Source organism: Pseudomonas sp. NPDC087803 (genome assembly GCF_044742995.1).
Lineage (GTDB): Bacteria > Pseudomonadota > Gammaproteobacteria > Pseudomonadales > Pseudomonadaceae > Aquipseudomonas.
In genome coordinates this window covers 16,789-42,065 of record NZ_JBIUVO010000035.1, presented here as the reverse complement: position 1 = coordinate 42,065, position 25,277 = coordinate 16,789, and the positions used below count along the sequence as shown (strand labels likewise).

Here is a 25,277-nt window from a genome sequence, read left to right as displayed (position 1 = left end):
ACTAGAAAACCAAAACGATCGTTCCGGAAAAGGAAGTTTTCAACGTGAAGCGACTATTCTGCTTGGCCGCGATTGCGGCTGCACTGATGGGGCAAAGTTTTACCGCACAAGCGGCAAATGTTGAGTTTGCAGTGGGGGCCACCAGCGATTCGACCATGACTTATCGCCTGGGGATGAATTTTGATTGGGACAAGAGCTGGCTGCAGAGCGATGTCGGTCGCCTGACCGGTTACTGGAGCGGCGCTTACACTTATTGGGAAGGTGACAAGACTTCCAGCAACAACAGCCTGTCGTTCTCCCCGGTATTCGTTTACGAGTTTGCCGGTGAGTCGGTCAAACCGTATGTCGAGGCGGGCATTGGTGTGGCAGCGTTCTCCAACACCAAATATGAAAGCAACAACATCGGCGGCTCTTTCCAGTTCGAAGACCGTATCGGTTTCGGCTTGCGTTTCAACGGCGGGCATGAAGTCGGGATTCGTGCGACGCACTATTCCAACGCCGGCCTGAGCAGCAATAACGACGGTGTAGAAAGTTACGCGCTGCATTACTCGATGCCGCTGTAAGCAAGATCAAAAGATCGCAGCCTGCGGCAGCTCCTACAGGAAACCCAATCCCTTGTAGGAGCTGCCGCAGGCTGCGATCTTTTTGCTTCTAATCAGCGGTAAGCAGTGGCAATCCCTTTGCGTTCCTCGATGCACTCCGGTGCGCCCATCTCGAACTCGCGACAGATCAGCGGACGTTTCTCGTAGATCGTGCACATCATGCTGTCGCGATCCAGCGCCGCGCACCAACCGTCGTCCAGACGCAGCATCACCTCACCCCCCCACTCATCGGTGTCGATAAAGCGCTCGGGCACACCCGTGTCGGTGATCAGCATCACTTCGAGCTGGCAACAACACGCGGCGCAGGTCGAGCAGGTGACTGCCGGTTCAGTGATTTGTTGGTGGGGAATGGTCTTCATGGTCGGCAGTGTAAGGCAGCCGTCGCGTGCCGTGTGAAAGGTCTGACAGACGCTCAGTGGCTCAAGCGCCGCGCCATCGCATGCAACAATGGAAACAGCAGCGCCCAGAGCATTCCGATGCCGAGCAGGGTCGGCAGTTCACCGTAGGGAAATTGCACCCCGGCCAAACGTCCGCCACCGTAATAAGACAGCGCGCCACCCACCGCGCCAAGCACGCTGGCCAGCCACCACGGTCGGGCGCTCCATTGCAGGCAATGGCGCAGCGTAGTGGCGAGCAAGGCCCAGAGCAGCATCAGCCACAGTGGAATCAGCGGCGCCGGATCCTGAAATTCGAACACCCCCGCAGCGCGTAGCACGCTGTCCACCGCCGTGCCGACAATCACCACGCTGAGGATCAAACGACCTTCCGCCGCCCAACTGCTGATCCAGCCCAGATGAATCACCAGTACCGCCAGCGCCAGCAGCAACCACAGGCTGTTGCCGCCGAGCACGCAGGCCAGCCAGCCGACCTGGAACAGCACGGCATTGCTCAGCCGCTCAAGCATCGAAGCGCCCGAGCAACGGCGCTGGCATTGCTGCAGGTTTGGCCAACAGCAATTGCGCGGTGCCGATGGTGCGCTCGAGGAACCCGCCCTCGCAGTAGCACAGGTAAAACTCCCACAGCCGCAGGAAGTAATCGTCGTAACCCAGCTCGCTCAAGCGGCCATGGGCGCGGCGAAAGTTTTCGTGCCACAGGCGCAGGGTGCGGGCGTAATGCAGGCCGAAGTCTTCCATGTGCAGCAGGTTCATATCGGTCTCGTGGCTGACCACTTCGAGCATCTTCTGCACGCTCGGCAGGGCGCCGCCGGGGAAGATGTAACGCTGGATGAAGTCGACGCCGCGCTTGGCCTGCTCGTAGCGCTGCTCGCGGATGGTGATCGCCTGCAACAGCATCAGGCCGTTACTCTTGAGCAGGTGCGCGCACTGTTTGAAGTAGGTCGGCAGGAAGCGATGGCCGACCGCTTCGATCATCTCGATCGACACCAGTTTGTCGTATTCGCCGGTGAGGTCACGGTAGTCCGTGAGCAGCAATGTCACTCGATCCTGCAACCCCAGGGCGTCGATGCGCCTGGCGGTAAACGCGTGCTGTTCTTTCGACAGCGTGGTGGTGGTGACGCGGCAGCCGTAATGCTGCGCGGCGTAGAGCGCCATGCTGCCCCAGCCGGTGCCGATCTCCAGCAGGTGATCTTCGGGCTTGAGCGCGAGTTTCTGGCAGATCCGTTCCAGCTTGTTCAGCTGAGCCTGTTCCAGGCTGTCGTCGGGGCTGAGGAACTGTGCGGCCGAGTACATCATGGTCGGGTCGAGAAACTGTTCGAACAGATCGTTGCCGAGGTCATAGTGCGCCGCGATGTTTTTCTGCGAGCCCTTGCGCGTGTTGCGGTTGAGCCAGTGCAGGCCTTGCACCAGCGGCCGGCTGAGGCGGGCCAGGCCGCGCTCCATGGCGTCGAGCACGTCGAGGTTACTGACGAACACGCGCACGACTGCGGTCAGGTCCGGCGAGCTCCAGTAACCGTGGATAAACGCTTCGCCGGCACCAATCGATCCGTTGCCGGCGACCATGCCCCAGACCGCCGCGTCCTGCACATGGATTTCACCGAGCAGGTGGCTGCCCGGCGTACCGAACATCAGGCGTTCGCCGTCCTCGACCACCAGCAATTGCCCGTGTTTGAGCTGACTGAGTTGCCGCAAAACGCCACGACGCAGCAGCGAACCGGTCAAACCGTTGGTGCTGAAGCGACTGGCTGACAGGCTAGAGGATTTCATGGCGGTGCTCCTTGGGAGGCACAGTGGCGATTTGAAAGCTGCCGTCGGCAGCCTGGTGAGCAAAAATCGGCGCACGCTTGAGCAACAGGCGCACGGCTTGCCAATAAATGGCCAGACAGGTTTTCGCGGTCATCCACGGAAAACGTCGCAAGTAGCGGTGCAGGCTGTGGCGGTCGAGGGGTTCGCGCTGCAGATTGAGCGTGGCGTCGAACAGTTTGTGCTCACCCTGCCAGTCGGCCATGTGCACGCCGAGCTTTTGTGCAGCCGGGCTGAAGCTCATGCGGTACTCGAGATCGCGCGGCAAGAACGGCGAGACATGAAAGGCCTTGGCCACGGCAAAGTGCTGGTGAAAGTCTTGCAGATCGGTCGGCGTCTGCGCCGGCAGCACGTAGTGATAGCGTTCGCGCCACGGCGTGTTGGTCACTTCGCAGAGAATCGCTGCCAGTTGCCCGTCGGCCTCATGGCAATAAAAAAAACTCACTGGATTGAACGCCAGCCCCCAGCTGCGCGGCTGGGTCAGCAGGCAGACCGAACCCTGCGGTGCGTGGCCGATAGCGGCGGCGACCTGCTGGCGCACCGCATCGACCAGGCGCATGCCGCTACCGGTGAAGGTCTTCAGATAGTCGGTTTCGCGAAACGAAAACGGCGCAAAGCGACTGCGACTGGCAAGCGGCGACAGACCGAACACGGCGTCCTGTTCCGCCAGATCGAGGTACAGCAGACCGATCCGGTAACGGAATTCGTGACGCCTGGGCGCAAAACGCCGGTGGCCGATCCAGCCGCTGTACAGGGCGCTGTTCATAAGCTTTCCCCGAACGCGGCGGCCACGCGCAAGGCACTGACCACACCGTCTTCATGAAAACCATTGGCCCAATAGGCGCCGCAATAATGGGTGTGCTGCTGGCCGTCGAGTTCGCCCCAGCGGTTTTGCGCCGCCACCGCAGCGAGGCTGAATTGCGGATGGGCGTAGGTGTATTTGGCGAGCACTTTGAACGGGCTGATGCCGGCGCTCTGGTTGAGGCTGACGCAGAACGTGGTGGCGCTCTGAATGCCCTGCAGGATGTTCATGTCGTAAGTCACGGCCGCGTGCGTATGGCCCGCGCCGCTCAAGCGATAGTTCCAACTGGCCCACGCCAGTTTGCGGGTCGGCAGCAGACGGGTATCGGTATGCAGCACCACCTCGTTGTCGGCGTAGGGCAGGGCGCCGAGGATTGTCCGTTCCGCCTGGCTTGGCATGGCCAGCAATTGCAGGGCCTGATCGCTGTGGCAGGCGAGCACCACTTTGTCGAAACGCTCGATGCCGGCCGGGCTGTGGATAACCACGCCGTGTTCGTCGCGGTCGATGCGCGTCACCGGGCAACTGAGGCGGATCTTGTCCTTGAACGCGGCGGTCAGCGGCGCGACATAGGCACTTGAGCCGCCCTCGATCACCTGCCATTGCGGGCGATCACTGACTGACAACAAGCCATGATTCTTGAAGAACCGGACAAACAATTGCAGCGGGAAATTGAGCATCTCGGCCATCGGCATCGACCAGATCGCCGAGCCCATCGGTACGATGTAATGCAGGATGAACCGTTCACCATAACCGCCGGCCTTAAGGTAATCGTCGAGCGTGGTGTCGGCGGCGATCCGCTGTTCGGCGAGGTCGCGCTGGGCTTCTTTGTTGAAGCGCAGGATGTCGCGCAACATGCCCCAGAACCCCGGCGACAGCAGGTTGCTGCGCTGGGCGAACAAGCTGTTGAGGTTGTTGCCGTTGTATTCCAGGCCAGTGTCCGGATCGCTCACCGAAAAACTCATTTCGGTCGGTTTGAACGCCACGCCGAGCTGCCCCAGCAGACGAATGAAGTTCGGGTAGGTCCAGTCGTTGAACACGATGAAACCGGTGTCGATCGCGTACGGGCGACCGTCGACGGTTACCTGCACCGTGTGCGTGTGGCCGCCGACCCAGTCGCTGGCTTCGAACACCGTGACGTCATGTCGGCGATTGAGCAGATAGGCGCAGGTCAGGCCGGCGATTCCGCTGCCGATGATGGCGACTTTCACGAGGGTTCCTGCAGCGGTGGCGGTTTGCGCACCATGCGTTTGCCGATCGCCAGTTGCATCCGCGACGGCAGTTTCGACAGCGGCCACAGCGCCGCCATGAACAACGCCGGGAAGGCGATCTCCAGTGGTCGATCCTTGAGTTTGGCGAAGATGTGCCGCGCGGCTTTATCCACCGGCCAGCTCAGCGGCATCGGGAAATCGTTTTTCGCGGTCAGTGGGGTATCGACGAAGCCCGGGCTGATGATGGTGACCTCGATCCCTTCATCCGCCAGATCAATGCGCAGCGATTCGAACAGGTAACGCAGGCCGGCCTTGGAGGCGCCGTAGGCTTCGGCCCGGGGCAGCGGCAGGTAGGTCACCGAACTGGCCATGCCGATAAGATGCGGCGCGGTGCCCTTGCGCAGCAACGGCAGGGCGGCTTCGATGCAATAGCTGCTGGCCAGCAGGTTGGTGCGCACCACATGCTCGACGATCGACGCGTCGAATTGCCGTGCATCAACGTATTCACAGGTCCCGGCATTGAGAATCACCGAGTCCAGCGAGCCCCAGATCTCGCTGATCTGCTGACCGATCTCACGCACGGTCTGGCTGTTGGTCAAGTCTCCGGGCACCACCAGTACTTGGCCCGGGTAGCGCTGGGACAAGACTTTCAAGGGCGCCACCTGGCGTGAACTGACGGCCAGATGCGCGCCGGTTTTCAGAATCTCTTCGGCCAGCGCTGCGCCGATGCCACTGCTGGCACCGGTCAGCCAATAACGCCGTGGAGGTGTACGACTCATCCCATTCTCCTTTTCAGCCAGGCGATCACCCGACCCAATACGGGTAAATGTTCATACAGCATGGCCCCGGCATCGAAGTAATCCCGGTGGCGATAAACCTTGTCGCGCCAGAGCAGGTGCGAACACCCGGCGACTCGAATCAAACGACCACCGGCCAGACGCGGGTGGCGGTAACTCATGACCCAGCGCAGGTAACCTTCACAGTCGCCTATCTGATCGAAGCCATGGAAATCGAAGCGCAGCTCGCTGACGTTGGCGTACAGCTCGCTGAAGTAATGACGCAACTGCGCCAGCCCCTGCACTTCATGCAGCGGGTCGGTGAAGTGGATGTCATCGCTGTACAGCTCGCCCAGACGTTGCAAGTTGTCTTTGTCCAACTCGGCAAACTCGCGGGCGAAGCGGCGCAGGAATTCACTCATGGACTTCTCCCGTGGACGAGCGCGACGGCAGGTTTTTGAAGGCCGCCAGCGCCCGTTCGCGCGAAGCCGAAAGATTGACGATCGGCTCCGGATAGTTGGCGACGCCGAACAACCCGCCGACACTGGCCGGGTTGTGCACTTCTTTCTTGTTCAGGCCGGCCAGTTCAGGCAGCCAGTGCTTGATGAACAGGCCTTCGCTGTCGAATTTTTCCGATTGGCTCAGCGGGTTGAAGATGCGGAAGTAGGGGGCCGAATCGGTGCCGGTCGAAGAACTCCATTGCCAGCCACCGTTGTTCGCCGCCAGATCGCCGTCGATCAGGTGACGCATGAAAAAGCGCTCGCCTTCACGCCAGTCGATCAGCAGATTCTTGGTCAGGAACATCGCCACCACCATCCGCAGGCGGTTGTGCATCCAGCCGGTTTCCAGCAGTTGGCGCATGGCTGCGTCAATGATCGGCAGACCGGTGCGCGCCTCTTGCCAGGCCGCCAGATCGTCCGGTGCGTCACGCCAGGCCAGCGCTTCGGTTTCCGGGCGAAACGCGCGGTGGCGGGAAACCCGTGGGTAGCCGACCAGAATGTGTTTATAGAACTCGCGCCACAGCAGCTCGTTGATCCAGGTCACCGCGCCGACCTTGCCGCTGTCGAACTCGCCCTGATTGCTTTGCAGGGCGGCGTGCAGGCATTGGCGTGGCGAGATCACTCCGGCGGCGAGGTACGCCGAGAGCTGGCTGGTGCCGGGCTTGGCCGGGAAGTCGCGTTCGCTCTGGTAGTAGTCGATCTGCGCGTCGGCGAAGGTATCGAGGCGACGCCGGGCTTCTTGTTCACCGGCGGGCCACAGCGCACGCAGGGACTCGCCCGGCGTTGCAAAACCTTCGACGGCTGCCGGTACCGGATCGCTGTCGATATTCAGCTTTGCCTGTTTGCCGGGCGTCTTCACCAGCGCCGGCATCGAGCGGTGCAGGCGTTCATAGCAGACCTTGCGGAACTGGCTGAAGACCTGAAAGTAGGTGTCGGTTTTGGTCAGTACCGTGCCGGGCTTGAACAGCAGTTGATCAAGGTAGTCGTGGAAAGCGATGCCTTTGGTCTTCAGGGCCACGGCCACCGCAGCGTCGCGCCGGCTTTCGTGGATGCCATATTCTTCGTTGACGTGTACGGCCTGAACATTCAATTGCAGGCAAAGCTCGAGCAGCACCGCCGGGGCCTGATCCCAATGATCAGCGGTGCGCAGCAGCAACGGAATATTCAGCTCGCCGAGGCTGCGGCTCAGTTCTCGCAGGTTGCGCAGCCAGAAGTCGACCTTGCACGCGGCGTCGTCGTGTTCCAGCCACTGCTGCGGGCTCAACAGATACACGGCCACCGTCGGCCCGCGTGCTGCGGCGGCCGCGAGAGCGGTGTTGTCATGTTGGCGCAAGTCGCTGCGCAGCCAGATCAATTGCATATCGGTTTCCATTAAATCAGTCCACGCTGAACCAGTTCCTGATGCGCCGAGAGCGGGTCTTCGGCCAGGATCAAATCAGCGGTTTCACCCGTTCTTACGGACAACTCGGTCTGGTGGATGCATACCGTTGGTCCGACCAGCAATGTGGGGACACTGACGCCATTCAGCAGTTTTGGCAGCTGTGCCAGATTCATCGCCTTGCTGGAATACAGCAGCACACCACGCGCCTGCAGATGATCGACCGCCAGCGCCAGTTCTCCGGCCGTTAGCGGCCAGTCGAACACTTGCACCGGGCAATCGGCGCTGCTGATCAGCCACGCGCATAGCCACAGGTGCGGTTCCAGTGGCAGGTCCGAGTGATTGATCAACAGCAAAGGCGCAGTGTGTAACTGTCGATTGTTATGGTAGATGCGTGCGCCGAATTTGCTGCGTAACCAGGAATAAAAGAACACCCGTTCCATCTGCGCTCCGAACTGGCCCTGCCAGCGCTGCTCCAGTTCGGCCAGCAGCGGCAGGAGCAATTGCTCGCACAGTGTGCGTGGCGGATACAGGGCCATGGCCTGGTTGATGCTGTCGTCGAGCCCGCGTTCGTTGAGGCGCGTGACCGCGTCGAGCAACACCTGACGCTGGCGCTGCCAGTCGTTTTCCACGGTTTCGGTGAAGACCTGCGGGGAGTCGAGCAATGGTTTGACCTGACTGACTGCCACGCCCCGGTTGAGCCAGGTGAGGATGGTCAGGATCTGTTGCACATGTTCGCTGGAATACAGGCGATGGCCCTTGGGCGTGCGTTGCGGCACGATCAGCCCGTAACGACGCTCCCAGGCGCGCAGGGTGATGGCGTTGACGCCGGTCTGCCGCGCCACTTCGCGGATCGGCAGCCAGCCCTCGTCGAGGGCTTTCTTGAAGTCGGCACCCAGGTCTTCCTGAGCGCTGGTGTCGAGTTTGTCGTTCATCAAATGGCGTTTCGCAGGCTGAGGTTTTCCGGATGCGGCTGCAAGTACACCTGTTGCGCGATGTACGGATCCGGGTGTTGGCGAAAGTGGTGTTTGAGCAGGGTCAACGGCACCACCAGCGGTACGATGCCGTGACGGTACTGGCCGATCACATGCTGCATTTCCTGTTTGTCTTCAGGGCTGATCGCCTGTTTCAGGTAGCCGCTGATGTGTTGCAGGACATTGCTGTGGGTGCGGCGGGTGGCGCATTTCTTCAACGCGCTCATCAACTCGCTGAAATAGCGCGGGCCGAGTTCGACCGGATTGGTCTTGCCCATGTTGCCCAGCAGTTTGCCCAGGGCTTTGTATTGCTCCGGGTTGTGCGCCATCAGCAGGTATTTGTAGCGCGAGTGGAATTCGGTCAGTGCGCGGCGGCTCAAGCCTTGTTCGAGCACCTGCTGCCAGGCGCTGTAGGCGAGCACACGGGTGATGAAGTTTTCCCGCAGCACCGGATCGTTCAGGCGCCCGGCTTCTTCCACCGGCAGGTCGGGGTGTTGCGCACAGAACGCCTGGGCATAGATGCCACGGCCGCCGCCGTTCACCGGTGCGCCGTTGGCGTGATAGACCTTGACCCGCTCCAGACCGCACGAAGGCGACTGCTGCATGAAGATGTAGCCGCAGATGTCATCGAGTTCACCGGCCATTTTCTGCCCGTAGGCGGCCAGCGGTTCAGTGACATTGATTTGCGGATTGACCGTGCCGATAGCCTGGGGAGCGTCCACATCCCCGACCAGGCGGATCGGTTCACGGGGGATACCCAGGCCAATGGCGACTTCAGGGCACACCGGGACGAATTCGAAATGTTCGGCCAGGGTGCGGCTGCACAGGCGCGATTCCTTGTGCCCGCCGTTGTAACGCACTTCTGCGCCCATCAGGCAGGCGCTGATGGCGATTTTTGGCCGGGAAACGGAAAGGTCGGACATGTGCACCTCGAATCTATTCCTGTACAGACAGTTATATCTGTACAACTTTTTCTCAGCATAGATTCATGCGTGTACAAGTCAAATCATTTGTATAAGTTTTTCCAGGTTTACACGATCGACTGTGGGAGCGGGCTTGCTCGCGAAGGCGCCAGCCCAGCTGGATCAATGTGACTGACACAGCGCTTTCGCGAGCAAGCCCGCTCCCACAGGGAAATCATTTCCAGCCCAGTAACCAGTGATCGTTGTTCTTCAGCGTCTGCCAATCGAGGCGTTCGGCGCGCTTGGTCAACACCGCCTGCAACTCAATCTCCAGCACCGTACCTTCCTCATCACGGAACAGCTCGGTCACCAGAAAATGTTTTTCGCGGTTTTGCGGGTGGGCTGCTGTCCACTTCGACAGCAGCAGTTTTTGCGGATTGATACGATTCACTGCAGGTTCTCATGCAAGCGGCGCGCGGCTTCCTGACCGCTGAGCCAGGCGCCTTCGACGCGGCCGGACAGGCACCAGTCGCCGCAGGCGTACAGGCCCAGATCAGCATCGGCCAGCGTGCCCCATTCGTGGCCGGTGGCAGGCCGTGCATAGAGCCAGCGGTGGGCGAGGCTGAAGGTCGGCGCGGGCATCGCACTGTGCAGCAGTTCGGCGAAAGCACCGTGCAGTTGCTCGATCACCGCTTCCTTGGACAGGTCGATGTGTTGCCGGCTCCAGGCACTGCTGGCGTGCAGCACCCAAGTGTCGCAAGTGGTGTCGCGCCCCGGTTTACTGCGGTTGCGCGCCAGCCAGTCGATGGGGCTGTCCTGCACGAAGCAACCTTCGATCTGCGTATCCAGGGGGGTATCGAAGGCGAGGGCGACGGCCCAGGTCGGGTCCATTTTCACCCCGGCGGCCGCACCGGCCAGTTTTGGCGCCGCTGCCAGCAATGCGGTGGCTTGTGGTGCTGGCGTTGCAATCACCACGTGGCTGAAGGGACCGTGGGTGAAACCTTCGGCGTCCTGCAGGTGCCAGTGTTCTTCTCCGCGAAAGACTTCAGTGATGCGGCAGGCGAAGTGCACTTCCAGGCCGTCGAGCAAGCCTCGGGTGATCGCGCTCATGCGTGGCGTGCCGACCCAGCGGGTCTGCTCGTCCGGCGACAGATTCAATTGTCCGCCCTGAAAGGTGTAGAGCTGCGGTTGCCACTCGGCGACCCAACCCAGGCTTTGCCAGCGTTGCACCTCGGTGACGAAGCGCCGGTCGCGGGCGGTGAAATATTGCGCGCCCATGTCCAGCGAACCGGCGTCGCTGCGCTTGCTCGACATGCGTCCGCCGCTGCCGCGGCTTTTGTCGAACAGCTGGACGGTGTGCCCGGCCTCTGTCAGCGCCTGGGCGGCGGAGAGTCCGGCGATGCCGGTGCCGATGATTGCGATAGGTACAGTCATAGGGGCCTCGTTTACCTTTCTGTACAGACTACGCCGTGAATGAAACCTGTACAATTTTGTTTTTTGGTATAACTTCTAGCGTTCTCGTTCTGACAGCTTGGCCTATGGTTAAACAATAGAGCCTGCCCGATAGAAAAGATCCCTGCTTATAAAAATAGACTAGTGATCCGGGTAAAACGCCACGCGAGGAAGAAGTCATGCGCATATTGCTGACCGGCGGTACTGGTTTGATAGGCCGTCAGCTCTGCCGACACTGGTCGGAGCAGGGCCATCAATTGACGGTATGGAGTCGACGCCCGGAAAAAGTCGCGCAAATCTGCGGCGCGCAAGTGCGCGCGATTGCGCGTCTAGAAGAGTTCGGCGACGAGCCGCTGGACGCGGTGGTCAACCTGGCTGGTGCGCCGATCGCTGATCGACCATGGACCCATCGGCGCAAGGCGTTGTTGTGGAGCAGCCGCATTACCCTGACCGAAACCCTGTTGGGCTGGCTGGAAACACGCGAGCAGAAACCGGCGCTGTTGATCTCCGGTTCGGCGGTCGGCTGGTACGGCGACGGGGGCGAGCGCGAACTGACCGAAGATTCGCCGCCAGTGATCGACGACTTTGCCAGCCAGTTGTGCATCGCCTGGGAAGAAACCGCACAACGTGCCGAGTCTCAGGGCATCCGCGTGGTACTGGTGCGCACCGGGCTGGTGCTGTCAGCCGAGGGCGGCTTTTTGTCGCGCCTGCTTCTGATGTTCAAACTGGGGCTGGGCGGGCCTTTGGGTAATGGCCGGCAGTGGATGCCGTGGATTCATATCAACGATCAAATCGCCCTGATTGATTTTCTTCTGCACCGCGATCAGGCGAGCGGTCCTTATAATGCCTGCGCACCGAAACCGGTGCGCAATCGCGAATTTGCCAAGACGCTGGGCAGCGTGCTGCACCGCCCGGCGTTCATGCCGATGCCGGCCCTGGCCCTGAAGGTCGGGCTTGGCGAAATGTCTTTGCTGTTGCTGGGTGGCCAACGGGCCATGCCGGCACGCTTGCTGGAAGCGGGTTTCACTTTCCAGTTCACGGATTTGCGCGCGGCTTTGGATGATCTCTCCGGCCGCCTTTGAAATAGGACGATGCATGACCGATCACGCCTTGCTTCTGGTCAACCTGGGTTCCCCGGCCTCCACCTCGGTGGCCGATGTACGCAGCTACCTCAATCAATTTCTGATGGACCCGTATGTGATCGACCTGCCGTGGCCGGTGCGGCGCTTGCTGGTGTCGCTGATCCTGATCAAGCGCCCCGAGCAGTCGGCCCATGCCTACGCTTCGATATGGTGGGAGGAGGGCTCGCCGCTGGTGGTGCTCAGTCGCCGTCTGCAACAGCAGATGACCACCCAGTGGAGCCACGGGCCGGTGGAACTGGCGATGCGTTATGGCGAGCCGTCGATTGAAACCCGGTTGCTGCAACTGACCGCGGCTGGGCACAAACGCATCACCCTGGCGCCGCTTTATCCACAGTTCGCTGACAGCACCACGACCACGGTGATCGAAGAAGCCAGGCGGGTGGTTCGCGAGAACAAACTCGATGTGCAGCTTTCAGTGCTGCAACCGTTTTACGATCAGCCGGAATATATCGACGCACTGGTCGCCAGCGCCACGCCGCATTTGCAGCAGGACTACGATCATTTGCTGCTGAGCTTCCATGGCTTGCCGGAGCGGCACCTGACCAAGCTTGATCCCACTGGCAATCACTGCTTGAAAAACGCGGATTGCTGCAAGAATGCCTCGCCGGCAGTCCTGACCACCTGTTACCGCGCCCAGTGCATGCGCACCGCCTCCGAGTTCGCCAAGCGCGCGGGTATTGCCGATGGCAAATGGTCGGTGTCTTTTCAATCGCGTCTGGGGCGGGCGAAGTGGATCGAACCCTACACCGAAGCGCGGCTGGATGAGTTGGCGAAAAGCGGCGTGAAAAAGATTCTGGTGATGTGCCCGGCATTCGTTGCCGACTGCATCGAGACGCTGGAAGAGATCGGTGATCGCGGCCAGGAACAGTTCCGCGAAGCGGGGGGCGAGGAGTTGGTGCTGGTGCCATGCCTGAATGACGAGCCGCAATGGGCGAAGGCGTTGGCGACCCTCTGCGAACGAGCGCCGTTGGCCCTGTAGCTGTTGTGGCGAGGGAGCTTGCTCCCGCTGGGCTGCGAAGCAGCCCCAAACCCTGCGGACGCGGTTAACAGAAATACCGCATCCGCCGAGTTTATGACTGCTTCGCAGTCAAGCGGGAGCAAGCTCCCTCGCCACAGATAATGAGCCAGATTTTAGATCAGCGGCTCATCCGCCTTCTTGTTCTTCCAGCCATCATTGCCCGGCAGAATCAGGTTCAGCGCAATCGCCACCACCGCGCACAGCGCGATGCCTTTGAGGCCGAAGTCGTCCGGGCCAGTACCGGTGCCGACCAGCACACCGCCGATACCGAATACCAGAGTCACCGACACGATCACCAGATTGCGCGCCTCGCCGAGGTCGATCTTGTGGCGGATCAAGGTGTTCATCCCCACCGCCGCAATCGAACCGAACAACAGACACAGAATCCCGCCCATCACCGGCACCGGAATGCTTTGCAGCAGTGCGCCGAACTTGCCGATGAACGCCAGGGTGATGGCGAAGATCGCCGCCCAGGTCATGATTTTCGGGTTGTAGTTCTTGGTCAGCATCACCGCGCCGGTCACTTCGGCGTAGGTCGTGTTCGGCGGGCCGCCAAACAGGCCGGCCGCCGTGGTGGCGATGCCGTCACCCAGCAGGGTGCGGTGCAGGCCTGGCTTCTTCAGGTAGTCACGACCGGTCACGCTGCCCACCGCGATCACGCCGCCGATGTGCTCGATGGCCGGGGCCAGGGCGACCGGAACAATGAACAGGATCGCCTGCCAGTTGAACTCCGGCGCGGTGAAGTGCGGCAGGGCGAACCATGGCGCCGCCGCAATCTTCGCGGTATCGACCACGCCGAAATAGAACGACATGGCAAAACCCACCAGCACCCCGGATATGATCGGCACCAGACGGAAGATGCCTTTACCGAACACCGCCACGATCAACGTGGTCAGCAGCGCCGGCATCGAGATCATCATCGCGGTCTGGTAGTGGATCAGTTCCGAACCGTCGCCGGCCTTGCCCATCGCCATGTTCGCGGCAATCGGTGCCATGGCCAGGCCGATGGAGATGATCACCGGACCAATCACCACCGGCGGCAGCAGCCGGTCGATGAAACCGGTGCCTTTGATCTTCACGGCGAGACCGAGGAAGGTGTAGACGAAACCGGCCGCCATCACACCGCCCATGGTCGCGGCGAGGCCGAACTGGCCCTTGGCGAGAATGATCGGGGTGATGAAGGCAAAGCTCGACGCGAGGAACACCGGCACCTGACGCCCGGTGACAATCTGGAACAAAATCGTCCCCAGACCTGCGGTAAACAGTGCCACGTTCGGGTCAAGCCCGGTGATCAGCGGCATCAGCACCAGGGCGCCGAAAGCCACGAACAGCATCTGGGCGCCGGACAGCACCGTGCGCCAGAGCGGATCGTTGAACTCTTGCTGCATGCTCACGCGTCCTTCTGCTTGGTACCGAAGATCTTGTCACCGGCATCGCCAAGCCCTGGGATGATGTAACCGTGTTCGTTCAGACGCTCGTCGATGGAGGCGGTGTAGATGGTCACGTCCGGGTGAGCCTGTTCCACGGCGGCAATGCCTTCCGGCGCGGCCACCAGCACCATTGCGCGGATGTCCTTGCAACCGGCTTTCTTCAGCAGGTCGATGGTCGCAACCATGGAGCTGCCGGTGGCGAGCATCGGGTCGATGATCATCGCCAACCGTTCGTCGATTTCCGGAACCAGTTTTTCCAGATAAGTGTGCGCTTGCAGGGTTTCTTCATTGCGGGCAACGCCCACAGCGGAAACCTTGGCACCCGGGATCAGGCTCAGCACGCCTTCGAGCATGCCGATGCCGGCGCGCAGGATTGGCACGACGGTGATCTTCTTGCCAGCGATTTTCTCCACCGACACAGTGCCGCACCAACCGGCGATATCGTAGGATTCGAGCGGCAAATCTTTTGTAGCTTCATAGGTCAACAGAGCGCCGACTTCCTGAGCAAGCTCACGGAAATTCTTGGTGCTGATATCGGCGCGGCGCATCAGGCCGAGTTTATGGCGGATCAGCGGATGGCGGATCTCGAGGATGGGCATGGAAAAACTCCGGCGGCGGGCAAAAAAACCGGCCTAGATTAATCTATCCGAGGGTGATGTCCTATAGGACATTGAGTACGTTAGTCCATTAAGGCTTGATTCGACCTCACGGGATGCGTACCTTTGCCCGCTTTTCCGAAAACATCCCCCTGGAGAGCGCCATGTCCGCTGATCTCGAGCATATCCGTCAAATCATGCGAGAGGCTGACTGCCTGTACACCGAATCTGAAGTCGAGGCCGCCATCGCCCGCGTCGGTGCACAAATCAACGAACAACTGGCCGACAGCAACCCGGTGGTGTTCTGCGTGATGAACGGCGGCCTGATCTTCTCCGGCAAACTGCTGACTCACCTGCAATTCCCGCTGGAAGCGTCCTACCTGCACGCGACCCGCTATCGCAACGAAACCAGCGGCGGCGACCTGTTCTGGAAAGCCAAGCCGGAAGTTTCGTTCATCGACCGCGACGTGCTGATCATCGACGACATCCTCGACGAAGGTCACACCCTGGGCGCGATCATCGACTTCTGCAAACACGCCGGCGCGCGCAAAGTGCACACCGCCGTGCTGATCGACAAGGATCACGACCGCAAGGCGCGTCCTGACCTGAAAGCAGACTTCGTCGGCCTGCCATGCGTTGACCGTTACATCTTCGGTTACGGCATGGACTACAAAGGCTACTGGCGCAACGCCAACGGGATCTTTGCCGTTAAAGGCATGTAAGACCCCGGCATTATCCCCTGTAGGAGTGAGCCTGCTCGCGATAGCGGTCTGTCAGCAATGTTGAAGTTGACTGATACGACGCTATCGCGAGCAGGCTCACTCCTACAGTTGTTTTGTGTGTGCTGATCCATCCGCGTTCCCCATGCTAGAGTGCTCGGCCCCGCCCCCGGAGCCTGTCATGAGCCTTCTGATCCGCAGCCTTGCCGCCCTGTTGCTGACCCTCAGCCTGCCCCTGGCCGCCGCGCCGATGCACAGTCAGTTCCTGCCACCGGACGACCTGACGCTGCGTGATGCCGAACCCGAGCAGCAACAACTGCTGCAAGTCACCGACTATTCGGTGGTGGTGGGCGCACAACGCCAGTCCAACCAGCAACCGATTCCGGTCACGTCGCCGCTGATGATCCGCCTCAAGGGCAAGTCGCTGAACAAGGGCGCGACCATCACCCAGGTGCTGGTCAATTTCGATGGCGAAAGCAAAAGCCTGAAAAAACCGGTTTATGACGACAAGAGCAAAACCCTGACCCTGTTCTACCCGCTGGCCCAGTACCGGGTGGTGATCGACCTGCTGCGTAACGACACCGTGTATGTGCAGTTCCTCAGCTACGCCAACGGCCACATCTGGGCCGATCTGCACACCGGGGCCGTTCGTTCGCGTTGAGCCGGGTGGCTGGGCAGGGGTAAACTGCCCGCCCCGTGTAATGTCTGCGAGCTGGAGTCGGCAATGCGTAAAGATAAGAAACAGGTGATTGGTGACGAGATCGGCGATGAGCAGATCAAGCTGTTCCTCGATTTTGAGCCGGTCGACGCCACTTCGCCGTCGCTGCACAAACTGGTCAAGGCTTACCGTGGCCTGCGCATCGACGATTTCGAGCGCTTCCTGACATTCTTCGTGGCGGCCGGTTACGACCTGGATGGCAAGGATGAGCAGGGCCAGACGTTTGTTGATCAGATCAAGGATCAGCGCAATGCCCCTGAGTACATCGAGCTGATCGACAAGGCTCGCGGTTAAGATCAAAAGATCGCAGCCTTCGGCAGCTCCTACAGGTTGAACACAAACCCTGGGTAGGAGCTGCCGAAGGCTGCGATCTTTTGCTTTTCAGGGCCATAAAAAAAACGCCCCGCACTCACTGAGTACGGGGCGTTTTTTTATGCTGCAAGATCAAGCGAAGCTTGGGGTCTCGCTGCTTTCTTCAACCAGTTCCAGCGCGATGTTGTTCTGCGTGTTGATCTTGCGATACAGCGCAGCATCGGTTTCCAGGACCTTCTCGCGGGCCGGGAAGATCTCCGCCAGTTTGGCTGCCCACTCACCCTTGGCCTTGGCCGGGAAGCATTTCTCGATCAGCTCGAGCATGATCGAAACGGTCACCGAAGCACCTGGCGAAGCGCCGAGCAGTGCAGCCAGAGAGCCGTCTTTCGCCGCAACCAGTTCGGTACCGAATTGCAGGATGCCGCCCTTTTTCGGGTCTTTCTTGATGATCTGTACCCGTTGGCCGGCCACTTCCAGGCGCCAGTCTTCGGCTTTCGCCTCCGGGTAGAAGCGGCGCAGGGATTCCAGGCGCTGCTCCATCGACTGCATCACTTCGCTGACCAGGTACTTGGTCAGGTCCATGTTGTTTTTCGCCACCGCCAGCATCGGCCCGATGTTGCCAGCGCGAACCGACAGCGGCAGGTCCATGAAGGAACCGTGCTTGAGGAACTTGGTGGTGAAACCGGCGTATGGTCCGAACAGCAGGGATTTCTTGCCGTCGACCACGCGGGTGTCCAGGTGCGGCACGGACATCGGTGGCGAACCCACTGCCGCCTGGCTGTAGACCTTGGCCTGGTGGTGCTTGACCACTTCCGGGTTGTCGCAACGCAGCCACTGCCCGCTGATCGGGAAGCCGCCGAAGCCTTTGCTTTCTTCGATGCCCGAAGCCTGCAGCAGCGGCAGGGCCGCGCCGCCAGCGCCGAGGAAGACGAACCTGGCGTCGACTTCACGGCTGGCGCCGCTGTTGACGTCCTTGATGCTGACGGTCCAGCCGGCGCCGTTACGCTTGAGGCCGGTGACGCGCTTGCAGTATTTGACCTGGGTATCCGGTGCGCTGGTCAGGTGCTTGAGCAACTGATTGGTCAGCGCGCCGAAGTTGACGTCGGTGCCGTTCATCACGCGGGTGGCGGCCAGCACTTCATCCGGCGAGCGGCCCGGCATCATCAGCGGCATCCACTCGGCCATCTTGGCCTTGTCTTCGGTGTATTCCATGTCGGCGAAGGCGTGGTGCTTGCTCAGCACGTTGAAGCGTGACTTGAGGAAGGACACGCCGCTGTCGCCCTGGACGAAGCTCAGGTGCGGCACCGGGCTGATGAAGGATTTGCACGAGCCGAAGGTGCCTTTTTTGGTCAGGTACGACCAGAACTGCTTGGACACTTCGAACTGGGTGTTGATGTGCACGGCTTTCTTGATGTCGACGCTGCCGTCGGCTGCCTGCGGCGTGTAGTTCAGCTCGCACAGGCCGGCGTGGCCGGTACCGGCGTTGTTCCACGGGTTGGAACTCTCCGCAGCACCGGAATCCATCAGCTCGACGACTTCCAGCTTGATCGCCGGGTCGAGCTCTTTGAGCAGTACTGCCAGGGTGGCACTCATGATGCCGGCCCCAACCAGAACTACGTCGACTGCTTCGTTATGCGCCATTTAACGCGTCTCCAAAATCTGCAGCACCAAATTGTCGGCATGGCTGCCAGGGAGTGACGGGGCAGGTCAGTTGCGCCCCAGATACCCATGGCCAGGTTCGCCATGTCCGAATCTTCGCAATTTTTCGCAACTTCGACGGATGCAGGCGGCCTGGCTTCAAGAGTTGCATGAACTCATTTCAGCACGCGGCTGGCAATTCGACTTATGGTCGAGACATCCGTTTTTGTGCAACCAAATCCGTAGCGGACAGGCTTCAGGCTCCGATGTTCGAGGTATCCCCGGTCCTGTGTCGTTGGGCTGTTTCAGACGCTAATGGTGCATGTTCAGACGCAAAACTATTCATTTGCTCGCCACACTCTTGTGAAGTTGTGAAAACCCGTTTTTTTCACGCTCTTTTGAAGACGTGAACCTCAAAAAAGGGCTGTCCAGGCCTGGCACCGTGCCCGCAAAGGCAAAACAACGCGGTGGCCGAGCGTATGACAGCTCTGCAGATTCGCGAAAAGCGGGGTTTTGCCGGAAGAACAGGCAAGCGCGCCAACTTCACTCGATCTGTGTGGGCGGCTCTCTGTGGGCGATTTTGATGGCTAATGCTGGGCATTGCCGGTGTTGCGGGGCCCGATCAGGAGACGTCCTTATAATCGGGGGGAGATTGTATCGAAGAAATGCGCGCAGTTGCTCGTGTTTAATGACTTTTATTAGGCATCCGGTCAGATGCTCAACATCGCTTGCACGCGTGCGCGGGGCTGCGACGGTATGACGCGGGCGCTGGCGGGCAGTGGCTGGTGTAACCAGTTGAGACGGATTTCTTCGATTTCCACCCAGCCATCGCCCATCGGTTGCAGGCTGCACTGCTTGAATGCCTGGCAATGACCGTTGCGGTCGAGCAGGGCAAAGCTGCGGTGCAGCGGGCGTGGAGCGAACAACGAGATCAGATAACGCATGGCCGAGTACCTTGTTGGGGGACTGGTTTGAAGCTTGCCGGGCGGCCGTGACGCCAAGGTGTATGGGCGGTGAATAATCTGTGACAGGAACCGCATTCCCACGGCTGGGTCAGACATTTGAGTATTCACTGTCGGGTGCTGGTGACCCGCAGTGGCCCACCGCTATACTGCCGGCCTGTTTGTGCCTGATTCTGGAGAAAAGAGCATGTTGCAACGCCTGTTGTTCGGTTTGATCACTGTGACCAGTTTGACCCTGGTTGGCTGCGCCCACAGCCCGCAACAACTGAGCCCGGAACCGAAGCTGACCACGCAGTTGGCCCCGGTCGGCCATGGCCAGCAAGTGGTGGTGCGCGTGGTTGACGGTCGTCCGTCGCCAACCCTCGGCACCCGTGGCGGCCTGTACCCGGAAACCAGCGCGATCACTGTGCAGCGCGAGCAGATCCTGCCGAAATTGCAGGCTCAGGCTGAAGCCGCCGTGCGTCTGCTTGGCTTCACCCCAACCAGCAACGGGATGAACGCGCCGCAACTGACCGTGACCCTGACCGAGCTGAAGTACCAGTCGCCGAAAGAAGGCATGTACGTGACCGAAGCCACCATCGGCGCGACCTTCCGCTCCGACGTGCAGAGCGGCAACCGTCGCTACAGCGGCCGCTACGGTGCTTCGCTGGACCAGCGCTTCGGCATGGCGCCGAACCAGGAAACCAACACCAAACTGGTCAGCGACGTGTTGAGCGATGCGTTGACCCGCCTGTTCAAGGACCCGACCGTGGGTCAGATCCTCGCCGAGTAAGCTTCGCGGCAGATGTGAAAAAAGCCCGGTGCCAGTGATGGCCCCGGGCTTTTTCATGCCTGCAGTTCGACGCTAATCCCCTGTAGGAGCTGCCGCAGGTTCGGGCCGCGTTCGGACGATCTTTTGACTTTGATTTTTAAAAACAAGATCAAAAGATCGCAGCCTGCGGCAGCTCCTACAGGGGGGGCGGTGTTATTCAGGCAGCCTGGGAGTAGAAGTCGAGAACACTCACACCGGTCAGCAGGTCAGTCTCCGGCAGATCCGCATGCTGATGCCCGCCGAGCGCGCAATACACCAGCCAGTGGCGATCCTGAACATTGAAGGCGAGGCTGCCGACGAGGCTTTGTTGTTCGTCGGTCGGGGTGATGAGGTACAGGCGATCCTGGTTTTCGGCGTGAAGCATGTCGCGTTCCATGTGTGTTTCGAGGCGCGCATGGTGGCCGATGTAAATGACGATGCCGTGACACAGGGCAGCCATCGGTCGATTGTCAGGTTATTTGTCGCAAAGGGTAGGGTGGTGGCGGAGTGTTTCGGTAGAATCCGCGCCGCGGTCGTCGATCTGGCGCCTGCCACACCGATTCAGTTCCGAGGTCTGTGATGTCGCTGCACTTGATGACGCTGTTTACCGCCCATCCCGCCAAATTGATCAACCTGCTGGCGCTGGCGCTGGCCTTCCCCGGCAGTTGGCTGCTGCACGCGACCCGCCGCCGTGAACAACGCGCCCTGGCCAGCATCGCCGCGCAACGCCAGGCGCAACCGAATGCCGAACCGATTCTGGATTGGGCGACGCTGCGCATGAACCGCTTTTTCTACCGCTTCGGTTTTGCCTGCCTTGGCCTGGCCCTGATCGTTTCCTGGATCAGCACGCGCTTCTGAAAGCAAAAGATCACAGCCTGCGGCAGCTCCTACAGGGTGTACATCATTTCCCTGTAGGAGCTGCCGCAGGCTGCGATCTTTTGATCTTGCCGTTGTTTTACAACGGCACCCCAGCCTTCACCCGGTACTGATTGCGCACCGGCGTCGCATATTGCAGCACCAGATACGGACGGTGTTCTTCAGGGCAGGCGTCCAGCCGGCGCTGCCATTCTTCCTGCGCCTTGGCCAGTTCGTCGGCCGGGAACACTTCGGCAGCCTTCGGCACGTTCAGTTGCGGATCGGCATCGGCCCACATCGCATACGCCAGGTAATGCACCGGGAACAGGCGATAACCGCCGAGAATCTGCTTGTCCATCTCGACCGCCAATTGCTTGGTGTCTTCGAACAGCTGGCTGATCGGCGCGGCAAAGTTAACGTGCACCCGGCCCTTGTAGCCGGTGATGCCCTTGGCGATGCTCACGTCATCCTCGCCCGGCGCCTTGGCGTAGGTGCCGGTGGTGGCGCGGATGTACAGCTCGCGAGCCTTGGCCTGGTCGCACGGGTCGTATTCGTAGCTGATCGACACCGGGGTCAGGTTCAGCGACTGAATCACTTCGCCGAACGGCTCGTCCTTGCGGCTCATGTGGAACATCTTGAGGATCGCCGACTCGGTGCGGTCGTCGCCGTCCTTCGCCCGGCCCTCGGCCTGAGCGATCCAGATCGACGCGCAATCATTGCGGATCGAGTGGTTGATGTACGCCGACAGCAGCTGATACGCCGCCATCTTTTCGCGACGCCCGGTGATCGAGCGATGCACGATAAAACTCTTGTTCAGGCGCATCAAATCGCTGACGAAGGGCTTTTGCAGCAGGTTGTCGCCGATCGCGATGCGCGGGGTCGGCAGGCCGGCGTGGTACACCGCGTAGTTGACGAAGGCCGGGTCCATCACGATGTCGCGGTGGTTGGCGATGAACAGGTAGGCGCTGCCGGACTTGAATTGCTCGACACCGGTGTAGGTCACGCCATCAGTGGCGCGCTCGATGGTGTGGTCGACGTAGAACTCGACTTTGTCCTGCAAAGTGGCCACCGAGGTCACGTCGGCAAACTCACGTCGCAGCCGATGGGCTATAAGTGGTTTGAGCATCCAGCCGAAGGCACCGGCAAAACGCGGGAAGCGGAAGTGGGTGAGGATATCTAGAAACGCCTTGTCGCCGAGCAGTCTTGCCAGTACCGCAGGTACTTCGCTGTCGTCGTAAGGTCGGATGGCATCGAATTCGCCCATCATGCTCTCTTGTTGGAAACGGCTAGGGTAAGTAAAGGTTTTGATAGAAAAACAACGGGGCACGGTCTGAAAAGGTAGCCAGACAAAAATAGCCCTGCAAATAGACCGGCGATTATACGCACAAGTCACCTGGGAGACCGCGATGCTGGAAAGCGCACTGTATGAATGTCCGTATTGTGGTGAAGAGGTCGAGACGACGGTGGACCTGTCCGCAGGCGATCAGACCTACATCGAGGACTGTCAGGTGTGTTGTCGACCGATCACGTTTGTCTTGCAGGTGCATGGCGAGGATTGGTTTCTGGAAGTCTTCAGCGAAAACGAGTGAGGGGCGCCCATGCAGCGAATCTACGAGCCGGAAAACCTGATGGAAGGCGAAATGCTCAAGGGCATGCTCGCCAGTGAAGGTATCGAGGCGCACCTGGTGGGCCGGGATCTGCTTGGCGGCACGGGGGAATTGCCGATTTTTGGCCTGCTCGGCCTGTCGGTCGAAAACGATCAGGCCGAATACGCCCGCGAACTGATCACCGCGTACAATGCCGCGCTGCCGCTGCCCGGCGATGAACCGGAGAGCTTCCCCGGGACGCTGGTCTGTTAGGCTGACGTTCGTTTTATTTCTGAGTCGTGTTGCCCCATGTGTGGACGTTATGCCCTGTTTCGCTGGAACCGCGATTTTGCGGCCCTGCCCGGATTTCCCGCCGATCAGCAGGCGCAGTGGAACATTTCCCCCAATGATTCGGTGTTGATGCTGCGCGCCGAGGCTGACGGCCAACGCACGCTGGCCCGCGCCCGTTGGGGCCTGACGCCGCCGTGGCTGACCGATCTGTCGAAAACACCGGCGCATGCCCGGGCGGAAACGGTGGCCGAGCAACCGATGTTCCGCGAGGCGCTGCGCCTGCGCCGCTGCCTGCTGCCGGCCAACGGTTTCTACGAATGGCGCGGCAACCTGCGCAAGCGCCCGTACTGGTTGACGCCGGGGGAGGGCTCGTCGCTGTTTTTCGCGGCGATCTGGGAGGCGTATCCGGTGCAGGAGCAGGTGTGGCTGAGTACGGCGGTCATCACTCAGCCGGCAGCCAGTCAGCGACGACCGCTGATTCTTGATGAGGCGGGGCAGGCGGCCTGGCTCGACCCTGCGACGCCGCTGCATGTGCTGCAGGGCTTGCTCGCCAGTGAACCGGCAGCATTGCGCGAGCGGGTGTTGGCGAATCTGATCAATGATCCGAAGCTCAATGGGCCGGAGTGTCTGACCCCGGGTTAAGTCAAAAGCCCCTCACCCTAACCCTCTCCCTGAGGGAGAGGGGACTGATTGGGGGATATTGACGAAATATACCGACTTGAACGCTCAGCTTTGAATCCATAATCGACTGGTTATTTCAGGTCGATGTATGACGGAAGACAACTCGGTCAGTCCCCTCTCCCTCTGGGAGAGGGTTAGGGTGAGGGGCTTTTCGCTTTTCAGACCTTGAACTGGTTGATCAAGCGCCGCTGCTGCTCCGCCAATTTAGTCAGGCCGGCACTCGCCGAACTCGACTCATCCGCACCACCCGCCACTTCATTCGCCACCTGACCGATATTGATCACGTTGCGGTTGATGTCATCCGCCACTGCGCTTTGCTCTTCCGCCGCACTGGCAATCTGCGTGTTCATGTCATTGATCACCGACACCGCCTGAGTAATCGTCTCCAGCGCCTCGGCCGCTTTCGCCGCGTGCTGCACGCTTTCGTCGGTGCGGTGCTGACTGTCTTCCATGACCCGTACCACATCGCGAGTGCCCTGTTGCAGTTGCTGGATCATGCTCTGGATTTCTTCGGTGGCCTTCTGGGTTTTCTGCGCCAGATTGCGCACCTCGTCCGCCACCACGGCAAAGCCGCGACCCTGCTCGCCGGCCCGCGCCGCTTCGATCGCTGCGTTCAGCGCCAGCAGGTTGGTCTGCTCGGCGATCCCGCGAATCGCGGTGAGGATCGCATTGATGTTTTCGCTGTCCTTGGCCAGCGTCTGCACCACGTTCACCGCTTTGCCGATTTCAAGCGCCAGCACACCAATCGAGTTCGAGGTGTCACGGACAATCTGCATGCCCTGGCCGGCGGCCTGATCCGCATGGCTGGCGGCTTGCGCAGCCTGAGTGGCATTGCGCGCCACGTCCTGAGCGGTGGCGGTCATTTCCTGCACTGCGGTGGCGACCTGATCAATCTCGGCCATTTGTTTCTGAATGCCGATGTTGGTGCGAATGGCGATGTCGGCAGTGTGCTCGGAGGAATCGCTGACGCTCTGCACCGACGTCACCACCTGCGTGATCATCGCCTGCAACTTGGCGAGGAACGTGTTGAAGCCCTTGGCAATCGAACCCAGCTCATCGCTGCGATCACTGCTCAAGCGGCGGGTCAGATCGCCTTCACCTTTGGCGATGTCATCGAGCATGGCGACCATCTGCTTCAGGGGGCGGGCGATGCCGTGACCCACCAGCCAGATCACCAGCAGACCGATGGCGGCGATAATCAGGCCGACCATGGCCATGCCGAAGGTGTCGGACTTGCGCTGCGCATCGAGGTCGGCCTGGAGTTTCTGCAGATCGGCCATCACCGCGTTCAACGGCAGTTGCAGCATCAAGGTCCAGCGCGCGTCGGTCTGGCCGATGCCGAACGGCAGGTACAGCTCGATGCGGCCCTTGTCCTTATTGACGGAGTAGGTGACTTCGCCGCGCTTCAGATTGGCCATGTTGGCAATCTGCTCGGCGTCGAGAATGTCGCTGACTTTCTCGCCGAATTTGCTCGGGTCTTGAGTGTAAGCGACGATCCGGCCGTTGCCGCCGATCAGAGCCATTTGCCCGGCGCCGCTGTACAGTTTCTGGTTGGCACCCAGAAGCATGTCCTGGATGAAGTTCACCGACAGGTCGGCGCCGACGATGCCCTGGAACGCGCCGTTGAGCATGATCGGTTCAATAAAGGAGGCGAGCATGACGATCTTGTCGCCGACCTTGTATGGCGCCGGATCGATCACGCAGGATTTCTTGCTCTCTTTCGAGCACAGGTAGTACTCGCTGGCGC

Annotated in this window: 30 protein-coding genes and 1 pseudogene; 11 read left to right on the top strand and 20 right to left on the bottom strand. The window is 60.5% G+C overall.

The window, feature by feature from the left end:
- The first annotated feature begins 44 nt into the window (after window positions 1–44).
- Complete coding sequence (locus ACIOUG_RS17470) at window positions 45–563, top strand: acyloxyacyl hydrolase (RefSeq protein ID WP_401067231.1); 519 nt, start codon at window positions 45–47, stop codon at window positions 561–563.
- A gap of 92 nt (window positions 564–655) precedes the next feature.
- Here ACIOUG_RS17470 and ACIOUG_RS17465 read toward each other — a convergent pair whose 3' ends face one another.
- From ACIOUG_RS17465 to ACIOUG_RS17410, 12 genes are all read right to left on the bottom strand, one after another.
- Window positions 656–961 carry a YkgJ family cysteine cluster protein gene (locus ACIOUG_RS17465; RefSeq protein ID WP_007967664.1) on the bottom strand — a complete coding sequence of 102 codons (306 nt, stop codon included), beginning with the start codon at window positions 959–961 and terminating at the stop codon, window positions 656–658.
- 53 nt (window positions 962–1,014) lie between these two features.
- Window positions 1,015–1,506: a DUF2878 domain-containing protein gene (locus ACIOUG_RS17460; protein ID WP_401067229.1), complete on the bottom strand. Its 492-nt coding sequence runs from the start codon at window positions 1,504–1,506 to the stop codon at window positions 1,015–1,017.
- Window positions 1,499–2,764, bottom strand: coding sequence for a class I SAM-dependent methyltransferase (locus ACIOUG_RS17455; protein ID WP_401067228.1), 1,266 nt, complete (start codon window positions 2,762–2,764; stop codon window positions 1,499–1,501). The genes ACIOUG_RS17460 and ACIOUG_RS17455 overlap by 8 nt, the downstream gene beginning before the upstream one ends.
- Window positions 2,751–3,566 carry a DUF1365 domain-containing protein gene (locus ACIOUG_RS17450; RefSeq protein WP_401067226.1) on the bottom strand — a complete coding sequence of 272 codons (816 nt, stop codon included), beginning with the start codon at window positions 3,564–3,566 and terminating at the stop codon, window positions 2,751–2,753. The genes ACIOUG_RS17455 and ACIOUG_RS17450 overlap by 14 nt, the downstream gene beginning before the upstream one ends.
- Window positions 3,563–4,810 carry an NAD(P)/FAD-dependent oxidoreductase gene (locus ACIOUG_RS17445; protein ID WP_401067225.1) on the bottom strand — a complete coding sequence of 416 codons (1,248 nt, stop codon included), beginning with the start codon at window positions 4,808–4,810 and terminating at the stop codon, window positions 3,563–3,565. The genes ACIOUG_RS17450 and ACIOUG_RS17445 overlap by 4 nt, the downstream gene beginning before the upstream one ends.
- On the bottom strand, window positions 4,807–5,589 hold the full coding sequence (locus ACIOUG_RS17440) for an SDR family NAD(P)-dependent oxidoreductase (protein WP_401067224.1): 783 nt from the start codon (window positions 5,587–5,589) through the stop codon (window positions 4,807–4,809). The genes ACIOUG_RS17445 and ACIOUG_RS17440 overlap by 4 nt, the downstream gene beginning before the upstream one ends.
- Window positions 5,586–6,008, bottom strand: coding sequence for a nuclear transport factor 2 family protein (locus ACIOUG_RS17435; protein ID WP_401067222.1), 423 nt, complete (start codon window positions 6,006–6,008; stop codon window positions 5,586–5,588). Before ACIOUG_RS17435 ends, ACIOUG_RS17440 begins: the two co-directional genes overlap by 4 nt.
- Complete coding sequence (phrB, locus tag ACIOUG_RS17430; RefSeq protein WP_401067221.1) at window positions 6,001–7,446, bottom strand: deoxyribodipyrimidine photo-lyase; 1,446 nt, start codon at window positions 7,444–7,446, stop codon at window positions 6,001–6,003. Before phrB ends, ACIOUG_RS17435 begins: the two co-directional genes overlap by 8 nt.
- Window positions 7,447–7,457: 11 nt before the next feature.
- Entirely contained in the window at window positions 7,458–8,399 is a 942-nt protein-coding gene (locus tag ACIOUG_RS17425; RefSeq protein ID WP_401067219.1) for a MerR family transcriptional regulator, read from the bottom strand.
- A complete protein-coding gene (locus tag ACIOUG_RS17420) occupies window positions 8,399–9,361 on the bottom strand; it encodes a YbgA family protein (RefSeq protein ID WP_401067218.1) in 963 nt (320 codons plus the stop codon). Before ACIOUG_RS17420 ends, ACIOUG_RS17425 begins: the two co-directional genes overlap by 1 nt.
- Before the next feature lie 214 nt (window positions 9,362–9,575).
- The gene (locus tag ACIOUG_RS17415; RefSeq protein WP_103485753.1) at window positions 9,576–9,791 is read right to left on the bottom strand and encodes a TIGR02450 family Trp-rich protein; all 216 of its coding nucleotides are present in this window, start codon (window positions 9,789–9,791) and stop codon (window positions 9,576–9,578) included.
- The gene (locus ACIOUG_RS17410; protein WP_401067215.1) at window positions 9,788–10,774 is read right to left on the bottom strand and encodes an NAD(P)/FAD-dependent oxidoreductase; all 987 of its coding nucleotides are present in this window, start codon (window positions 10,772–10,774) and stop codon (window positions 9,788–9,790) included. The genes ACIOUG_RS17415 and ACIOUG_RS17410 overlap by 4 nt, the downstream gene beginning before the upstream one ends.
- Window positions 10,775–10,971: 197 nt before the next feature.
- Between ACIOUG_RS17410 and ACIOUG_RS17405 the strand changes: the two genes are divergently transcribed.
- A complete protein-coding gene (locus tag ACIOUG_RS17405; RefSeq protein WP_401067214.1) occupies window positions 10,972–11,874 on the top strand; it encodes a TIGR01777 family oxidoreductase in 903 nt (300 codons plus the stop codon).
- A 13-nt stretch (window positions 11,875–11,887) separates the two neighbouring features.
- Entirely contained in the window at window positions 11,888–12,913 is a 1,026-nt protein-coding gene (hemH, locus tag ACIOUG_RS17400) for a ferrochelatase (RefSeq protein ID WP_401067212.1), read from the top strand.
- A gap of 152 nt (window positions 12,914–13,065) precedes the next feature.
- Here hemH and ACIOUG_RS17395 read toward each other — a convergent pair whose 3' ends face one another.
- Together ACIOUG_RS17395 and upp are read right to left on the bottom strand one after the other, a co-directional pair.
- Complete coding sequence (locus ACIOUG_RS17395; RefSeq protein ID WP_003228120.1) at window positions 13,066–14,340, bottom strand: uracil-xanthine permease family protein; 1,275 nt, start codon at window positions 14,338–14,340, stop codon at window positions 13,066–13,068.
- 2 nt (window positions 14,341–14,342) lie between these two features.
- On the bottom strand, window positions 14,343–14,981 hold the full coding sequence (gene upp / locus ACIOUG_RS17390; protein ID WP_003228118.1) for a uracil phosphoribosyltransferase: 639 nt from the start codon (window positions 14,979–14,981) through the stop codon (window positions 14,343–14,345).
- Between the two features lie 161 nt (window positions 14,982–15,142).
- Here upp and ACIOUG_RS17385 point away from each other — a divergent pair, with 161 nt between their 5' ends.
- The 3 genes from ACIOUG_RS17385 (at window position 15,143) to ACIOUG_RS17375 (ending at window position 16,709) form a co-directional block, all read left to right on the top strand.
- Window positions 15,143–15,700 (top strand): hypoxanthine-guanine phosphoribosyltransferase, encoded by a 558-nt coding sequence (locus ACIOUG_RS17385; RefSeq protein WP_003228116.1) that lies wholly within the window; start codon window positions 15,143–15,145, stop codon window positions 15,698–15,700.
- A gap of 178 nt (window positions 15,701–15,878) precedes the next feature.
- Window positions 15,879–16,358, top strand: coding sequence for a hypothetical protein (locus tag ACIOUG_RS17380; RefSeq protein ID WP_401067210.1), 480 nt, complete (start codon window positions 15,879–15,881; stop codon window positions 16,356–16,358).
- A 63-nt stretch (window positions 16,359–16,421) separates the two neighbouring features.
- Window positions 16,422–16,709 carry a PA4642 family protein gene (locus ACIOUG_RS17375; RefSeq protein WP_401067208.1) on the top strand — a complete coding sequence of 96 codons (288 nt, stop codon included), beginning with the start codon at window positions 16,422–16,424 and terminating at the stop codon, window positions 16,707–16,709.
- A 150-nt stretch (window positions 16,710–16,859) separates the two neighbouring features.
- Here ACIOUG_RS17375 and mqo read toward each other — a convergent pair whose 3' ends face one another.
- A complete protein-coding gene (gene mqo, locus ACIOUG_RS17370; RefSeq protein WP_401067207.1) occupies window positions 16,860–18,368 on the bottom strand; it encodes a malate dehydrogenase (quinone) in 1,509 nt (502 codons plus the stop codon).
- 707 nt (window positions 18,369–19,075) lie between these two features.
- Window positions 19,076–19,309 (bottom strand): hypothetical protein, encoded by a 234-nt coding sequence (locus ACIOUG_RS17365; protein ID WP_003228102.1) that lies wholly within the window; start codon window positions 19,307–19,309, stop codon window positions 19,076–19,078.
- A gap of 205 nt (window positions 19,310–19,514) precedes the next feature.
- On the opposite strand from ACIOUG_RS17365, the gene ACIOUG_RS17360 reads away from it, so the two are divergent.
- Complete coding sequence (locus tag ACIOUG_RS17360) at window positions 19,515–20,099, top strand: YajG family lipoprotein (protein ID WP_003228101.1); 585 nt, start codon at window positions 19,515–19,517, stop codon at window positions 20,097–20,099.
- Between the two features lie 196 nt (window positions 20,100–20,295).
- Here the strand turns inward: ACIOUG_RS17360 and ACIOUG_RS17355 are convergent, their stop codons facing one another.
- Complete coding sequence (locus ACIOUG_RS17355; protein ID WP_027612213.1) at window positions 20,296–20,502, bottom strand: hypothetical protein; 207 nt, start codon at window positions 20,500–20,502, stop codon at window positions 20,296–20,298.
- Between the two features lie 194 nt (window positions 20,503–20,696).
- On the opposite strand from ACIOUG_RS17355, the gene ACIOUG_RS17350 reads away from it, so the two are divergent.
- Complete coding sequence (locus tag ACIOUG_RS17350) at window positions 20,697–20,975, top strand: hypothetical protein (RefSeq protein WP_003228098.1); 279 nt, start codon at window positions 20,697–20,699, stop codon at window positions 20,973–20,975.
- A 97-nt stretch (window positions 20,976–21,072) separates the two neighbouring features.
- Here the strand turns inward: ACIOUG_RS17350 and ACIOUG_RS17345 are convergent, their stop codons facing one another.
- Window positions 21,073–22,236, bottom strand: coding sequence for a 1-acyl-sn-glycerol-3-phosphate acyltransferase (locus tag ACIOUG_RS17345; RefSeq protein WP_401067204.1), 1,164 nt, complete (start codon window positions 22,234–22,236; stop codon window positions 21,073–21,075).
- A 142-nt stretch (window positions 22,237–22,378) separates the two neighbouring features.
- Here ACIOUG_RS17345 and ACIOUG_RS17340 point away from each other — a divergent pair, with 142 nt between their 5' ends.
- Genes ACIOUG_RS17340 through ACIOUG_RS17330 form a run of 3 tightly spaced genes read left to right on the top strand, consistent with a single transcriptional unit; the run spans window position 22,379 to window position 23,491 of the window.
- Window positions 22,379–22,561: a CPXCG motif-containing cysteine-rich protein gene (locus tag ACIOUG_RS17340; RefSeq protein ID WP_096797159.1), complete on the top strand. Its 183-nt coding sequence runs from the start codon at window positions 22,379–22,381 to the stop codon at window positions 22,559–22,561.
- Between the two features lie 9 nt (window positions 22,562–22,570).
- Window positions 22,571–22,831, top strand: coding sequence for a putative signal transducing protein (locus tag ACIOUG_RS17335; RefSeq protein ID WP_003228093.1), 261 nt, complete (start codon window positions 22,571–22,573; stop codon window positions 22,829–22,831).
- Between the two features lie 36 nt (window positions 22,832–22,867).
- Entirely contained in the window at window positions 22,868–23,491 is a 624-nt protein-coding gene (locus ACIOUG_RS17330) for an SOS response-associated peptidase (RefSeq protein WP_338799979.1), read from the top strand.
- 197 nt (window positions 23,492–23,688) lie between these two features.
- Here the strand turns inward: ACIOUG_RS17330 and ACIOUG_RS17325 are convergent, their stop codons facing one another.
- Together ACIOUG_RS17325 and ACIOUG_RS17320 are read right to left on the bottom strand one after the other, a co-directional pair.
- The gene (locus tag ACIOUG_RS17325) at window positions 23,689–24,432 is read right to left on the bottom strand and encodes a methyl-accepting chemotaxis protein (RefSeq protein ID WP_401067241.1); all 744 of its coding nucleotides are present in this window, start codon (window positions 24,430–24,432) and stop codon (window positions 23,689–23,691) included.
- Between the two features lie 111 nt (window positions 24,433–24,543).
- Window positions 24,544–24,741, bottom strand: a pseudogene (locus ACIOUG_RS17320) (HAMP domain-containing protein); the annotation flags it as partial.
- Window positions 24,742–25,277: the final 536 nt, after the last annotated feature.

What these genes read in the sequence shown, in the direction of transcription:
- ACIOUG_RS17335 (WP_003228093.1), top strand. Translation starts at nt 22,571, where the DNA reads ATGCAGCGAATCTACGAGCCGGAAAACCTGATGGAAGGCGAAATGCTC.
- ACIOUG_RS17355 (WP_027612213.1), bottom strand. Translation starts at nt 20,502, where the DNA reads ATGCTTCACGCCGAAAACCAGGATCGCCTGTACCTCATCACCCCGACC.
- ACIOUG_RS17365 (WP_003228102.1), bottom strand. Translation starts at nt 19,309, where the DNA reads ATGCGTTATCTGATCTCGTTGTTCGCTCCACGCCCGCTGCACCGCAGC.
- ACIOUG_RS17380 (WP_401067210.1), top strand. Translation starts at nt 15,879, where the DNA reads ATGAGCCTTCTGATCCGCAGCCTTGCCGCCCTGTTGCTGACCCTCAGC.
- ACIOUG_RS17375 (WP_401067208.1), top strand. Translation starts at nt 16,422, where the DNA reads ATGCGTAAAGATAAGAAACAGGTGATTGGTGACGAGATCGGCGATGAG.
- hemH (WP_401067212.1), top strand. Translation starts at nt 11,888, where the DNA reads ATGACCGATCACGCCTTGCTTCTGGTCAACCTGGGTTCCCCGGCCTCC.
- phrB (WP_401067221.1), bottom strand. Translation starts at nt 7,446, where the DNA reads ATGCAATTGATCTGGCTGCGCAGCGACTTGCGCCAACATGACAACACC.
- ACIOUG_RS17440 (WP_401067224.1), bottom strand. Translation starts at nt 5,589, where the DNA reads ATGAGTCGTACACCTCCACGGCGTTATTGGCTGACCGGTGCCAGCAGT.
- ACIOUG_RS17325 (WP_401067241.1), bottom strand. Translation starts at nt 24,432, where the DNA reads ATGGCCGAGATTGATCAGGTCGCCACCGCAGTGCAGGAAATGACCGCC.
- ACIOUG_RS17460 (WP_401067229.1), bottom strand. Translation starts at nt 1,506, where the DNA reads ATGCTTGAGCGGCTGAGCAATGCCGTGCTGTTCCAGGTCGGCTGGCTG.
- ACIOUG_RS17410 (WP_401067215.1), bottom strand. Translation starts at nt 10,774, where the DNA reads ATGACTGTACCTATCGCAATCATCGGCACCGGCATCGCCGGACTCTCC.
- upp (WP_003228118.1), bottom strand. Translation starts at nt 14,981, where the DNA reads ATGCCCATCCTCGAGATCCGCCATCCGCTGATCCGCCATAAACTCGGC.
- ACIOUG_RS17330 (WP_338799979.1), top strand. Translation starts at nt 22,868, where the DNA reads ATGTGTGGACGTTATGCCCTGTTTCGCTGGAACCGCGATTTTGCGGCC.
- ACIOUG_RS17395 (WP_003228120.1), bottom strand. Translation starts at nt 14,340, where the DNA reads ATGCAGCAAGAGTTCAACGATCCGCTCTGGCGCACGGTGCTGTCCGGC.
- ACIOUG_RS17405 (WP_401067214.1), top strand. Translation starts at nt 10,972, where the DNA reads ATGCGCATATTGCTGACCGGCGGTACTGGTTTGATAGGCCGTCAGCTC.
- ACIOUG_RS17425 (WP_401067219.1), bottom strand. Translation starts at nt 8,399, where the DNA reads ATGAACGACAAACTCGACACCAGCGCTCAGGAAGACCTGGGTGCCGAC.
- ACIOUG_RS17465 (WP_007967664.1), bottom strand. Translation starts at nt 961, where the DNA reads ATGAAGACCATTCCCCACCAACAAATCACTGAACCGGCAGTCACCTGC.
- ACIOUG_RS17450 (WP_401067226.1), bottom strand. Translation starts at nt 3,566, where the DNA reads ATGAACAGCGCCCTGTACAGCGGCTGGATCGGCCACCGGCGTTTTGCG.
- ACIOUG_RS17350 (WP_003228098.1), top strand. Translation starts at nt 20,697, where the DNA reads ATGTCGCTGCACTTGATGACGCTGTTTACCGCCCATCCCGCCAAATTG.
- mqo (WP_401067207.1), bottom strand. Translation starts at nt 18,368, where the DNA reads ATGGCGCATAACGAAGCAGTCGACGTAGTTCTGGTTGGGGCCGGCATC.
- ACIOUG_RS17435 (WP_401067222.1), bottom strand. Translation starts at nt 6,008, where the DNA reads ATGAGTGAATTCCTGCGCCGCTTCGCCCGCGAGTTTGCCGAGTTGGAC.
- ACIOUG_RS17385 (WP_003228116.1), top strand. Translation starts at nt 15,143, where the DNA reads ATGTCCGCTGATCTCGAGCATATCCGTCAAATCATGCGAGAGGCTGAC.
- ACIOUG_RS17455 (WP_401067228.1), bottom strand. Translation starts at nt 2,764, where the DNA reads ATGAAATCCTCTAGCCTGTCAGCCAGTCGCTTCAGCACCAACGGTTTG.
- ACIOUG_RS17340 (WP_096797159.1), top strand. Translation starts at nt 22,379, where the DNA reads ATGCTGGAAAGCGCACTGTATGAATGTCCGTATTGTGGTGAAGAGGTC.
- ACIOUG_RS17345 (WP_401067204.1), bottom strand. Translation starts at nt 22,236, where the DNA reads ATGGGCGAATTCGATGCCATCCGACCTTACGACGACAGCGAAGTACCT.
- ACIOUG_RS17420 (WP_401067218.1), bottom strand. Translation starts at nt 9,361, where the DNA reads ATGTCCGACCTTTCCGTTTCCCGGCCAAAAATCGCCATCAGCGCCTGC.
- ACIOUG_RS17360 (WP_003228101.1), top strand. Translation starts at nt 19,515, where the DNA reads ATGTTGCAACGCCTGTTGTTCGGTTTGATCACTGTGACCAGTTTGACC.